Genomic DNA, 12049 nt, shown 5'->3' with positions numbered 1-12049 from the left:
ACTTGAAGAATATGATCGTTACAGAAAAAATACGCACCCGGACACGGAGACGGTTTGTTCGTTCGATCTGGCCGTCTGTGGTTTTTCCCGTTTGCCGACGATGCCTGTCATTCGGCTTGTTCGACAAAAAGCCCTGAGAACGGATTTTTCATTTATGGAAATAAATTCCGTTTTTTTGTTGAACCGCACGCTAAGCTGTGCGAGCTTTTAGGCCAACGGATATTGCGAAGACCTCGGAAAGGACACGAATGCGATGATTAGGGACCGTGATTTGCTGGATGCGCTGAAGGAAACGGTGCATCGGTTCGTCTGCGAGCGTCTGATGCCTGCCGAGGCCCGGGTTGAAGAAGAAAACGCCATTCCGGCCGACCTCGTGGATGAAATGCGTCAACTTGGGCTTTTCGGCATGTCCATACCGGAAGATTTCGGCGGTCTCGGCCTGACGATGGAAGAGGAGGTCATTATCGCCTTCGAACTCGGATATACGTCGCCTGCCTTCCGTTCGGTCATTGGAACGAACAATGGCATTGGCTGCCAGGGCATCATCGTTGATGGTACCGCAGAGCAGAAGCGCTACTGGTTGCCGCGCATGGCGACAGGCGAGGTTATCGGTTCGTTTGCCTTGACGGAGCCGGATGTCGGGTCGGATGCGGGTTCTGTGCGGACGACGGCGGTGCGCGACGGCGATCATTACATTCTGAACGGTACGAAGCGTTATATAACCAATGCGCCGGTCGCCGACGTCTTTACCGTCATGGCACGCACCGGCGGACCGGGACCGGCCGGCGTCACGGCCTTCCTCGTGCCGCGTGACAGTTCCGGTCTTGGTTTTGGCGCGATCGACAAGAAGATGGGCCAGCGCGGCACGCGAACGTGCGATGTCATCTTTGACAACTGCCGGGTGTCTGCGGACTCGGTCATTGGCGGCGTCGAGGGGCAGGGGTTCAAGACGGCGATGAAGGTGCTCAACCGGGGGCGCCTGCATATCTCCGCCGTGTGTGTGGGAGCCGCGCAGCGTCTTTGCGACGAGTCAGTCAATTTTTCCCGCAACCGCGTCCAGTTCGGCAAGCCCATTTCCGAACATCAGCTTATTCAGGCAATGCTGGCGGACAGCGCGACCGAGACCTTTGCCGGGCGGTCGATGGTACTGGAAGCTGCGAGGCGTTTCGACGAGGGCGAGCGGATTATTCAGGAGGCCGCGAGCTGCAAGCTGTTCTGCTCCGAAATGGTGGGCCGCGTCGCCGACCGCGCCGTCCAGATTCACGGTGGAGCAGGCTATATGCAGGAGTATCCCGTTGAACACTTCTACCGCGACGTGAGGCTGTTCAGGCTCTATGAGGGCACGTCGCAGATTCAGCAGATCATCATCGCACGGGAAATGATGAACGCGTGAGGCGAGCCATGCAACGGGAACTGGGTATCATCGCAGACGATTTCACCGGTGCCCTGATGGTCGCCTGTTATCTGGAAAGTGCAGGCATAAACTGTCCAGTGATGTTCGGCCCACATGCCGCCGTGCCGCCTGCCGCAATCGTCGTGGCCGGAACACGGACGCGGACGGTGCCGGTCATCGAGGCAATTTCGGAATTGCAAAACATGGCTGGCGCGCTCGAACGTGCCGGTTGCCGACAACTCGCATACAAGGCGTGCGCGACATTCGATTCGACGGCGGATGGCAATATCGGCCCCGCCGCCGATTTTCTTTCCGATCGTGCGGGCGGGCTGCCTGTTGTCATGAGTGCCGGTTTTCCCAGTCTCGGCACGACGGTTCATCAAGGTTATCTCTTCTATCGAGGTCGGCTGGTTTCGGAATCGATCAAGCGATTCGACCCGTTGACGCCGATGGAAGATCCGGATCTGGCCCGCTTCATCGGCCGGCAGACCCCGCACCGTGTCGCCTTGATCAATCACACGACGCTGCAAAAAGGAGCCGATGCCGTTTGTGCGGCGATGGAGGCTCTGCAAGCCGAAGGTGCGCGCCATGTGCTGATGGATGCGAGTGATGATGGCGACGTCGATATCACGGCTCAGGCCGCATCCCGGTTGTCCTGCGTGGTTGCAGCCAGCGATCCCCTTGTGATTGCCTATGCGAAAAAATTGGCAATGGGAGGCGACTTCGGTTTCCGATCACCACCGCGTCATGCTGACGGGCCTGCCGCCGTACTTATCGGAAGCGTCGGTCCTGTGGCCCTCGAACAACTTGCGGCCTTCGGTGCAATTCATCCTGTTTTAACGCTCGATGTTCTTGATCCTCGCAACGACGAAGCCTTGGTCGGCGATGCGCTGGACTGGGCGGCAAGCCGGATCGGAACTGCGCCATTTGCCGTATCGACGGCGGCCAACCCCGACGAGGTCGAACGTGTTCAGTCAGCGCTTGGGCCGCTCGGTGCGGCGCGACGCGCTGAAACGCTTTTGGGCACGATAGCAAAGGGTCTGTGTGATCGCGGCATTCGCCGCTTTGTCGTTGCCGGTGGAGAAACCTCGGGTGCTGTTGTGAGGGCACTGGGTATCGATCTTGTGAGGGCGCTGCCTGAGGGGCCAATGGGCACGGGATTTTGCGTCGTTGAGGAACCGGTGCCGCTTTCGCTCTATCTCAAGCCCGGTAAACTTGGAGCGCCGGATATTTTACTGCGTGCACTCGCAGCCATGGATAGCAAGCCTTAGGAGCGTACAATGGATGATTCAAAAGGTCAGAAAGAGGCATTGATCGCGGCGAGCCGCAAATCAGTGGCGCTCGGACTGAATAGCGGCACGGTCGGAAATTTCAGCTTGCGGCACGGCACAGGCATGCTGATTACGCCAACGGGTATACCCCCCGAAGAACTCACCGTCGAACAGATCGTCGAAATGAGCTTCGATGGCACCTGGCAGGGACGATGGCGCCCCTCCTCGGAATGGGCGATACACGCGCGCGTCTATGAAACGACGGTGGCGGGCGCAGTTGTTCATGCGCATCCGGATCATTGTGTGGCACTGGCAGCCTTGCGCCGGTCGATCCCGCCATTTCATTACATGGTCGCGGGTTTTGGCGGCGACGAAATTCCCTGCGCGGATTATGCCTGTTTCGGCAGCCCCGAACTCTCGGAAACCATTGTTCGCGCGCTCGGGCGGACCTATTCCGCCTGTCTGATGGCCAACCACGGCATCGTGACGATCGGTGACGATCTTGCATCGGCGCTGAACCGGGCAGCAAAACTCGAAACGCTTGCGCGTCAGTACGTTTTGGCGAAAGCGGCGGGAGAACCTGTCCTGCTGACGCAAGACGAGATGACACACGTGCATGCCCGCTATCGCGGCTACGGTCAGCAGCCGCGCAGTTAGGCGGCTAAATCCCTCTTCGGATATCCTCCAGTATTGCCGCAGCCAACTCCGGCTGTTCCAGATGCGGCATGTGTCCGCAATGGTCGAGCGCATGCAATGCCACGTTGCCTGGAAGACCGTGGGTGTAAGAGAAGGGCAGAATGCGGTCCTGTCTGCCGAAGACGACGCGAACGAGGGATTTCAGCCGCGTCAGGTCGCTACGGATGGAGACGCTCTGGGTTCCGTCCGGGAAAAACTGCTGCGAAAGCTGTCGCATCGCCGTCGTAAGCCCCTCGTCCCGCCGCTGCTCGACGACGGCTTGCAGGAAACCATCGGAAATGGTGGCAGGATCGTATGCGAGAAGCTCGAGCCAGGGGCGGAGGCTGCTGGCGCTGTTTGCACGCAGCAGTCCGTCGAGGAAGGATGCGTTGATTTCCGGGCCGAGACCGGCCGGCGCAAAGAGACACAGGCCGCGAATATCAAGCATTCCGCGTGCCGCAAGCCGGGTGGCAAGCGCGCCGCCGAAGGAATGACCGACGAGAATGAGCGGCTCGATACCTTCCCCCGCCAGCACCGTCTCAACCTGAGCGGCCATCCTATCCAGATCCTGTGGAACTTCGCGCGACGATTTGCCGTGAGCGGGTAGATCGACAGCGAGCACGGGCCAATCATGTCGCAAGCCTGCCAGCATGCCCCGCCAGTTGTTGAGATCTGCGCCGAAGCCATGCAACAGGACAAAGGGGATGCCGGTGCCGCGTCGAAGCCATGTGGTGTGAAGCCGGGTTGTCTCGGTCGTGGGGCTTGGCGCGGACGCCATATTTTTTGCTTCGTTGACGGGCGTTGGGGAGGCCAACGGCACGGATGAGTTCGCGGGCACGAGTTTTTCTAGCACATCTTTTTTCTGGACCCGGCCGCGCGGACCGGTACCTGGGACGCCTTCGAGCGAAACACCGTTCTCTCGCGCAATTCGTCGCGCGAGCGGTGTGGGATTTGGCCCTTTCCGTAATGCTTCGGGTGCGCGTGCCGGTGCGGCGGCGGGTCTCGTCGGAGCTGGAAAGGACAGGGAGGCTGCGACCTCGGACGATACCGCGACCTCTCCGGTGGCAAAGATGCGGGCGACCCCTGCGCCTACCTCAACCTCGATGTCATGCTTGACCATGTCGCCAATCACACCCGACGCCGGTGATTCCACCTCGACGGCGGCCTTGTCATTATCGATTTCGAACAGGACCTGGCCTTCGTTGACGGTATCGCCGTCTGCGACGAGCCATCGTGAGATGCGCCCGTTTGTCATTTCCAGGCTGACTTTTGGGTAGATGACGTTGATCGGCATGGCGGGTCCTTTGAGCGCTGATATTTATTCCGCGGACGTGTTCCAGGTGTGTGGGACGTCCTTCGTCGGAGATGGGTCGGCTTTTCCTTGAAGCCTCGCACGCAGCCGTTCCGTCAGTCTGGCCAATTGTGGGCCGACCGTCTCGCAGCACATATCTCTCGGCAGGATATCAACGATACCGCCGCAGGTGATAGACACGAGCGGCGATCCGTCCGTGGGGCGGAAGGCAGCCCCGACGGCATTGATATAGCTGTGCCATGTGCCAAACACGCTTACGAAGCCAAACTTCGCATAGCTTTCCAGCGCGCCGTCCACCAAACCTTGAAGCTTGGCAGCTTTCTCCGGTTCTGCTTTCAGCAACTCATCGACGACGGAGGCGCGGATATCCGGTTTCATTTCGGCCAGATAGGCAAGTCCCATGGCCGTTCTGTAGATCGGCAGCCGCGAGCCGACATTCAGCCGCAGGGACACGGGGCTCATTGATCTGCAATTGGCCAGATAGACCATTTCCAGCCCGTCTCGGGTGCCAAGCGCTACGGCGGCACCGGTTTCATCCGCCAGTTCCTGCATGAGGGGGCGTGCCATGTGAATGACCGGGCTTGAGCTTAAGGCAGAATAACCGAGCGAAACCGTTGCCGGGCCAATGCTGTAGCGGCCCAGCATCTCATCGTAGTGCAGGTAGCCGAGACCGACGAGCGTGTAGGTCAGCCGTGAAACAGTCGCCTTCGGCAGGCCGGTCCTGTCGATGAGATCCTGGTTGCCCAACGTCGCATCGTCCGCTGTGAAAGCGCGCAGGATTTCCAGACCGCGCGTCAGCGAAGCCGCTGAATTTCCGACATCCGCTCCATCGCTGCCATCGGTCGGTTTCGTTCTTTTACGCATCACAGTTCCTTTCTTTCCTGCGTCTACGAATACCGCGCCGGATGCTGAGATTGCAACCCGATCTGCAATAAATGGAATATAATTTCATTTATGTTGACGTCGGCCACGACTGTTGTCAATATCGAGTCATCATGCGTAGCCGTTCCAATGCGGGGACGAGAGGACAAAACGCCCAGAATGTAGGTATTTGACCGTGACACGATATATATTGCGACGTCTGATCGCGATGCCGTTTCTGGTACTTGGCATCGTAACTCTTGCATTTCTTCTGACGACGGTGACCAAGGGTGATCCGCTCGCGTCCATCGTCTCGGATCGTCAGATGAACGACCCGGTCGCCGTTGCTGCGGCAAAGGCGCGCTGGGGCCTCGATCGCAGCCTGCCGGAACGGTATGTCATCTATGTCGGCAATCTTCTCACCGGCGACATGGGTACGTCGTTCATTACCCGCCGGCCGGTCGCTCAGGACGTGCTGTTCCGACTGCCCGCGACGATGGAACTGGTGATCGCCGCAATGGTCATCGGTTCAACGATCGGCATCACGCTTGGCGTTCTCGCCGCCTATTTCCGCAATACGCTTGTCGACCATGCCGCCCGCTTCTTCGCCTTGTTCGGCTCGTCGATACCGGTGTTCTGGCTTGGGTTGGCGCTTCTTTACGTCTTTTCCGTCAAATGGGGCGTCCTGCCCGGTCCCGGCCGCGTCGATGCGCGTGCAAGTCTTCCTCCGTCCGTCACCGGCTTCATCACAATCGATGCCCTTCTTTCCGGCAATATCAGACTGTTCATCGATGCGGTCTGGCATCTGATCCTGCCGGCATTTGTTCTCGGCTGGGCCGTAGCGGGCACCATATCGCGTCTCGTGCGGGCAAATATGCTAGAAGTTCTCGACCGCGAATTCATCCTGACCGCCCGAGCAAAAGGGGCAGGGGAATTACGTGTCGTCGTTCGTCACGCCTTGCGAAACACCCTTGTCCCGACGCTGACGGTCATAGGTTACTCCTTTGCCTATCTGCTCACCGGGGCAATTTTGACCGAGACGATCTTTTCGTGGCCGGGAATGGGATCCTATGCGGTTGAGGCCGCACGCGGTCTCGATTTTCCCGCCATCATTGGCGTGACAATCGTCGGCGGCGTTATTTTTCTCGTCACCAACCTGATTACCGACGTCGCCTATGTCATCGCCAACCCTCGCGTCCGATTGGGATAAGTTCATGACCGAAATCTCGCTTCCCACTATCCGGCGACCGCACTGGCTCTCTCTTCCGCTGGCGATCGGCTCCCTGATCGTGCTGTTCTGGCTGGTCGTTACCTTTATGGCGCCGTTTATTTCATCCTACGACCCTCTCGATATGGTCGGTCGCCGGTTGCAGGCGCCCAGCTTGCAGCATCTGCTTGGAACAGACGCGCTTGGACGCGATGTGCTGAGCCGCACGCTGTATGGCGCAATGCATTCCCTTCCGATCGCTATCGTCGTGGTCGCCTTCTCTGTTGCCATCGGCGCGGCTCTCGGTGCCATCTCCGGTTTTGTCGGCGGCTTTGTCGGGTCGGCAATCATGCGCCTCGTCGATATTACGCTGTCTTTCCCGCCGATGCTTCTGGCCATGGCCGTTGCCGCGTCGCTGGGGCCGGGGCTGGAGAATGCCGCGGTCGCGATGGTGATCGTCTGGTGGCCTGTCTATGCCCGCCTCATGCGCGCACAGGTTCTTGAAGTTCGCGAGAGGGAGCATGTCGAGGCAGCGGTGTCTGCAGGTGCCGGGAATTTCCGCCTGCTGTTCAAGCATATTCTGCCCCTCTGTTGGACGCCGGTTCTCATCAGCGCGACGATGGATCTCGGTCAGGTCATCCTGCTTGCCGCATCCCTGAGCTTCATCGGTCTGGGCGCGACGCCGCCCACGCCGGAATGGGGGTCGATGATCTCCGACGGTGCCTCGCAGTTCTATTCCTGGTGGGTCGCACTCGGACCGGGGCTTGCCATCCTGACAATCGTTCTTGGCTTCAACTTCATCGGAGACGGCCTTCACGATTACTTCGATCCGAAATCGAAATGAGGCACGATATGCAAAAAGAACCGCTGTTTTCCGTTCAAGACTTGCGCGTCGCCTTCTTGCGAAACGGCGAATATTTCGAGGCCGTACGCGGCATCAGCCTCCATGTCGATCACGGCGAGGTCCTCGGCATCGTCGGAGAATCCGGCTCAGGAAAATCTGTGGGCATGCTTTCTGCAATCGGACTGCAGCCGAAACTGGCGCGTGTCCAGGGATCGGCGCGCTTCAAAGGGCAGGAACTCGTGGGTATGTCGAGGCGGGAACTGCGTACATTGCGCGGTTCTCGCATCGCGATGATTTTTCAGGATCCGCTCTCATCGCTCAACCCCGTCATGACAGTCGGCGCACAGATTGCGGAGACCATTCTTCTTCACAACCCGCACATGTCGAAGAGAGGTGCGATGGAGCGTGCTGTCGAGCTTCTGGCGCTTGTGGCGATACCGCAGCCGGACCGTCGCGTCACCCAGTTTCCGCATGAATTCTCCGGCGGCATGCGCCAGCGGGTCATGATTGCCATGGCCGTGGCAAACGATCCTGATCTTCTTATCGCGGATGAGCCGACGACCGCATTGGACGTTACCGTTCAGGCGCAGATCATGGATGTGCTCACCAGCCTGCGCAAACGCCTCAACCTCGGTCTGATCCTGATTACCCACGATCTTGGCGTTCTTGCCGGGCATGCCGACAGGGTGGCCGTCGTCTATTCGGGCGAGGTCGTGGAGCAGGCGAATGTCGATGCCCTGTTCGCAGAGCCTAGCCATCCTTATACGCGTGGTCTCATCGCCTCCATCCCGGACATGTCGATCGAAACAGACAGGCTCTTTTCGATTGAGGGTGCGCCACCGCCCCTCGGCAAACTCCCCGGTGGTTGCGCCTTCCATCCACGCTGCCCACAGGTCCACCCGATCTGTCGGACCCTGGCGCCGCAACTTCGTAATTTCGGCGATCACAGCGCAGCATGTCATTTCGCCAGAATTCCGACCGGGAGTGCAGCATGACGACACATGAACCAATCCTGTCCGTTCGAAATCTGTCGAAGCGTTTCGTCGTTAATGGAGGACTTCTGTTCGAACACGAGGTTGCACAGGTCAAAGCGGTTGCAGGCGTATCCTTCGACGTCAATGCCGGTGAGACGCTCGGCCTCGTCGGTGAATCCGGCTGCGGCAAGTCCACGCTTGGACGTTGTATCCTGCGGTTGATCGAACCCAGCGACGGTCAGACGCTGTTTCATGGCCGGAACATCAATGACGCCGATAAGAATGAAATGAGGCGCTTGCGTCGCAAGATCCAGCTCGTGTTTCAGGACCCTTACGCCTCGCTGCATCCCCGCATGACAATTGCCGAAAACGTCGCCGAACCGCTCAGGATCAGCGATCTCTCGACCCGGGAACGCAAGGCGCGCGTGGCGGAGATGCTGGAACTGGTGCGCCTCAATCCAGAGCACGGTCGCCGTTATCCGCATGAGCTTTCCGGCGGCCAGCGACAGCGCGTCGTGATCGCGCGTGCGCTCGCCCTCAAACCGGAACTGCTTGTCCTCGACGAGCCGGTTTCGGCGCTTGATGTTTCCGTGCAGGCAGGCGTGCTGAATCTTCTGAAGGATATCCAGCGGGATTTCGGAACCGCCTATGTGTTCATCGCCCACGATCTTTCCGTCGTCCGGCACATTTCGCATCGCGTTGCCGTGATGTATCTCGGAAAGATCGTCGAGATCGCGCCGAAGGCCCGTCTCTATAGCGCGCCGATGCATCCCTACACGCAGGCGCTGATGTCTGCGGTCCCGCTCGCCAATCCAGCGCTCGAACGGACGCGCTCGCGCATCGTTTTGAAGGGTGATCTTCCGAGCCCCCTTAATCCACCATCCGGTTGCAGCTTTCGGACCCGGTGTCCGCTTGCGCAGCCACTCTGCGCAGAGGTGGAACCACAGCTGATGCAGCGGGAAGACGGCCACTCGGTTGCCTGTCACTTTCCCAATGCAATCGAGACAGGTTTGTCGAGCCGCGCTCAAGGCGGATCTGGAGGAGTTTTATGACTGAAGCAAGATTGCCTCTCGAAGGCGTTCGCGTTCTGGATCTCACACGGGTGTTGGCTGGGCCATGGACAACCATGAGCCTCGGCGACCTCGGCGCCGAGGTCTGGAAGATCGAAAACATCAAGGGCGGGGATGATACGCGTGCCTGGTCCGTCCCGAATTTCAAGGGTGTCAGCACGTATTATCTATGCGCCAACCGTGGCAAGCATAGCATCGCGCTCGACCTGAAGGCTCCCGAAGGGCGCCAGATCGTGCTCGATCTGGCCGCCAAGGCCGACGTCATCGTCGAAAACTTCCGTGCCGGAACGGTCGAACGTCTCGGCATCGGGTATGACGATATTCGTAAGATCAATCCCGGCGTCGTCTACTGCTCTATTTCCGGATACGGGCAATCCGGCCCCGAGCGCGACCGTCCGGGCTACGATTTCATCATGCAGGCCGAAAGCGGACTGATGTCCATTACCGGTCAGGTCGACGGGCCGCCAAACAGGATGGGTGTTGCCTTCACGGATGTCGTTGCAGGCATGGTCGCAACCCAATCGGTTCTCGCAGCTCTCTACCAGCGACGGGATACGGGCGTCGGGCAGTTTATCGACGTTGCCTTGCTGGATTCGACTCTCAATCTGCTCATAAACGTTGGTACCGGCTATCTGAATGCCGGTGTGGAGCCGGTGCGGTACGGCAACGCCCACCCGACCGTGGTTCCCTACCAGCTTTTCGATGCACAGGACGGTACCTTCGCTCTTGCCGTAGGCAACGATCGCATGTTCGTGGATTTCTGCAATCACGTCATCGGCAGACCGGCATTGGCGCTCGACCCGCGTTTCGTCACCTCACACCAACGGGCTCTTTTCCGCGACGAGCTGCTCCCGGCTTTGGCGGAGATCATTCGCGAACGACCCTGCCAATACTGGATCGATACCTGCCTGAAGGCGAGTGTTCCGGCTGGTCAGGTGAAATCCGTGGCAGAAGCGCTTGAGAGCCCGAGCGTGACGCAACGTGGCGTCGTGCAGCGTCTGGATCATCCGGAGTTGGGGTCGGTCACCCTGATCCGGCCTGCACACGGACTTTCAGCTCAGGAAAACCGCAACCCCAAGGCGCCGCCGCTTCTGGGTGAAGACACACGCGGTGTGCTGCGAGACGTTCTCGGCTTCGATGACGCACGGATAGAAAATCTCACACATGCCGGTGTTATCGCGTGCCGTGATATCGACCCTTCGCAAACGTCCGAGCAGGCTCGGGGAGCAGTGGCATGACAGACGCCTATATCGTTGACGGCCTTCGTACCCCGATCGGGCGTTATGCCGGTGCGCTTTCCTCGGTGCGCGCCGACGATCTTGCCGCTGTTCCGATTGCTGCCTTGAAGGAGCGCCATGCCGCTCTCGACTGGTCGCTGCTGGACGACGTCGTTCTCGGATGCGCCAATCAGGCCGGTGAGGACAATCGAAACGTGGCGCGCATGGCGGCCCTTCTCGCGGGTCTGCCTGTGAGTGTATCCGGTGTGACGCTGAACCGTCTGTGTGGTTCCGGCCTTGATGCGGTCGGCACGGCGGCGCGTGCGATCCGGGCTGGTGAAAACAGCCTGGTGATTGCCGGTGGCGTGGAAAGCATGAGCCGTGCCCCCTTCGTGATGGGCAAGGCAGACACCGCATTCTCCCGGTCGGCCACTGTTTACGACACAACCATCGGCTGGCGGTTCGTCAATCCGCGCATGGCGGCTCTCCATGGCGTTGATTCCATGCCGGAAACGGCTGATAACGTAGCTGAACAATTCTCCATCTCGCGCCAGGATCAGGATGCATTCGCGCTGAGGAGCCAGCAGCGCCGGGCAGAATCTCATGCAGCGGGCCGTTTTGCCGACGAGATCGTGCCGGTGGAAATCCCCCAAAGAAAAGGTGATCCACTGGTCGTACGGGTCGACGAGCATCCGCGACCGGAGACCCGAGGCGAACAACTGGCGAAACTGAAAGGCATAAACGGCCCCGATCTGACCGTAACCGCTGGCAATGCATCCGGTGTCAACGACGGAGCGGCAGTGCTGCTTGTCGCGTCCGAGGCCATGGCGCGGGAGAGCAACCTCACTCCGCGCGCCCGGATCGTGGGCATGGCGGTGGCTGGCCTCGAGCCGCGCATCATGGGGTATGGACCGGTTCCTGCCGTGCAAAAGCTTCTCGCGCGCACAGGGCTCACCATTGCCCAGATGGATGTGATCGAACTCAACGAGTCGTTTGCCGCACAGGCACTCGCCGTGCTTCGCGGTCTTGGGTTGCCGGACGATGCCGAACACGTCAATCCCAGCGGCGGGGCGATTGCGCTCGGCCATCCGCTCGGTGCAAGCGGTGCGCGGCTGGCGCTGACGGCGGTCAACGAACTCCACAGGCGTTCCGGTCGCTATGCGCTGTGTACCATGTGTATCGGCGTCGGACAGGGCATTGCCCTTATTCTCGAACGTGTGTGAGC

At 59.7% G+C, this 12049-nt stretch carries 11 protein-coding genes; 9 read left to right on the top strand and 2 right to left on the bottom strand.

Annotation, left to right across the window (positions count from 1 at the left end; all coding sequences use genetic code 11):
- Positions 1-253 precede the first annotated feature (253 nt).
- The 3 genes from FGF54_RS26320 to FGF54_RS26310 are packed head-to-tail and all read left to right on the top strand — an operon-like array spanning position 254 to position 3321.
- A complete protein-coding gene (locus FGF54_RS26320) occupies positions 254-1393 on the top strand; it encodes an acyl-CoA dehydrogenase family protein (RefSeq protein WP_142781845.1) in 1140 nt (379 codons plus the stop codon).
- A gap of 56 nt (positions 1394-1449) precedes the next feature.
- Positions 1450-2664, top strand: coding sequence for a four-carbon acid sugar kinase family protein (locus tag FGF54_RS26315; RefSeq protein ID WP_246667042.1), 1215 nt, complete (start codon positions 1450-1452; stop codon positions 2662-2664).
- A gap of 9 nt (positions 2665-2673) precedes the next feature.
- Positions 2674-3321, top strand: coding sequence for a class II aldolase/adducin family protein (locus FGF54_RS26310; protein WP_142781843.1), 648 nt, complete (start codon positions 2674-2676; stop codon positions 3319-3321).
- A gap of 4 nt (positions 3322-3325) precedes the next feature.
- Here the strand turns inward: FGF54_RS26310 and FGF54_RS26305 are convergent, their stop codons facing one another.
- Together FGF54_RS26305 and FGF54_RS26300 are read right to left on the bottom strand one after the other, a co-directional pair.
- A complete protein-coding gene (locus FGF54_RS26305) occupies positions 3326-4633 on the bottom strand; it encodes an acetoin dehydrogenase dihydrolipoyllysine-residue acetyltransferase subunit (protein ID WP_142781842.1) in 1308 nt (435 codons plus the stop codon).
- Positions 4634-4657: 24 nt separating this feature from the next.
- Positions 4658-5515, bottom strand: coding sequence for an IclR family transcriptional regulator (locus FGF54_RS26300; RefSeq protein WP_142781841.1), 858 nt, complete (start codon positions 5513-5515; stop codon positions 4658-4660).
- A 226-nt stretch (positions 5516-5741) separates the two neighbouring features.
- Here FGF54_RS26300 and FGF54_RS26295 point away from each other — a divergent pair, with 226 nt between their 5' ends.
- The 6 genes from FGF54_RS26295 to pcaF are packed head-to-tail and all read left to right on the top strand — an operon-like array spanning position 5742 to position 12047.
- Complete coding sequence (locus FGF54_RS26295) at positions 5742-6722, top strand: ABC transporter permease (protein WP_371734050.1); 981 nt, start codon at positions 5742-5744, stop codon at positions 6720-6722.
- Between the two features lie 4 nt (positions 6723-6726).
- On the top strand, positions 6727-7563 hold the full coding sequence (locus tag FGF54_RS26290) for an ABC transporter permease (RefSeq protein ID WP_142781839.1): 837 nt from the start codon (positions 6727-6729) through the stop codon (positions 7561-7563).
- The gene (locus FGF54_RS26285) at positions 7560-8558 is read left to right on the top strand and encodes an ABC transporter ATP-binding protein (protein WP_142781838.1); all 999 of its coding nucleotides are present in this window, start codon (positions 7560-7562) and stop codon (positions 8556-8558) included. Before FGF54_RS26290 ends, FGF54_RS26285 begins: the two co-directional genes overlap by 4 nt.
- Positions 8555-9589 carry an ABC transporter ATP-binding protein gene (locus FGF54_RS26280; RefSeq protein ID WP_142781837.1) on the top strand — a complete coding sequence of 345 codons (1035 nt, stop codon included), beginning with the start codon at positions 8555-8557 and terminating at the stop codon, positions 9587-9589. The genes FGF54_RS26285 and FGF54_RS26280 overlap by 4 nt, the downstream gene beginning before the upstream one ends.
- Entirely contained in the window at positions 9586-10845 is a 1260-nt protein-coding gene (locus FGF54_RS26275) for a CaiB/BaiF CoA-transferase family protein (RefSeq protein WP_142781836.1), read from the top strand. Before FGF54_RS26280 ends, FGF54_RS26275 begins: the two co-directional genes overlap by 4 nt.
- Positions 10842-12047, top strand: coding sequence for a 3-oxoadipyl-CoA thiolase (gene pcaF, locus FGF54_RS26270; RefSeq protein WP_142781835.1), 1206 nt, complete (start codon positions 10842-10844; stop codon positions 12045-12047). Before FGF54_RS26275 ends, pcaF begins: the two co-directional genes overlap by 4 nt.
- Positions 12048-12049 lie beyond the last annotated feature (2 nt).

The sequence above is a fragment of the Agrobacterium sp. T29 genome (genome assembly GCF_006970545.1).
Taxonomy (GTDB): domain Bacteria; phylum Pseudomonadota; class Alphaproteobacteria; order Rhizobiales; family Rhizobiaceae; genus Agrobacterium; species Agrobacterium leguminum.
The sequence above is the reverse complement of the archived record's forward strand: the minus strand, read 5'-3'. Positions and strand labels throughout refer to the sequence as shown.

What these genes read in the sequence shown, in the direction of transcription:
- FGF54_RS26295 (WP_371734050.1), top strand. Translation starts at nt 5,742, where the DNA reads ATGCCGTTTCTGGTACTTGGCATCGTAACTCTTGCATTTCTTCTGACG.
- pcaF (WP_142781835.1), top strand. Translation starts at nt 10,842, where the DNA reads ATGACAGACGCCTATATCGTTGACGGCCTTCGTACCCCGATCGGGCGT.
- FGF54_RS26310 (WP_142781843.1), top strand. Translation starts at nt 2,674, where the DNA reads ATGGATGATTCAAAAGGTCAGAAAGAGGCATTGATCGCGGCGAGCCGC.
- FGF54_RS26305 (WP_142781842.1), bottom strand. Translation starts at nt 4,633, where the DNA reads ATGCCGATCAACGTCATCTACCCAAAAGTCAGCCTGGAAATGACAAAC.
- FGF54_RS26320 (WP_142781845.1), top strand. Translation starts at nt 254, where the DNA reads ATGATTAGGGACCGTGATTTGCTGGATGCGCTGAAGGAAACGGTGCAT.
- FGF54_RS26290 (WP_142781839.1), top strand. Translation starts at nt 6,727, where the DNA reads ATGACCGAAATCTCGCTTCCCACTATCCGGCGACCGCACTGGCTCTCT.
- FGF54_RS26285 (WP_142781838.1), top strand. Translation starts at nt 7,560, where the DNA reads ATGAGGCACGATATGCAAAAAGAACCGCTGTTTTCCGTTCAAGACTTG.
- FGF54_RS26315 (WP_246667042.1), top strand. Translation starts at nt 1,450, where the DNA reads ATGGTCGCCTGTTATCTGGAAAGTGCAGGCATAAACTGTCCAGTGATG.
- FGF54_RS26280 (WP_142781837.1), top strand. Translation starts at nt 8,555, where the DNA reads ATGACGACACATGAACCAATCCTGTCCGTTCGAAATCTGTCGAAGCGT.
- FGF54_RS26300 (WP_142781841.1), bottom strand. Translation starts at nt 5,515, where the DNA reads ATGCGTAAAAGAACGAAACCGACCGATGGCAGCGATGGAGCGGATGTC.
- FGF54_RS26275 (WP_142781836.1), top strand. Translation starts at nt 9,586, where the DNA reads ATGACTGAAGCAAGATTGCCTCTCGAAGGCGTTCGCGTTCTGGATCTC.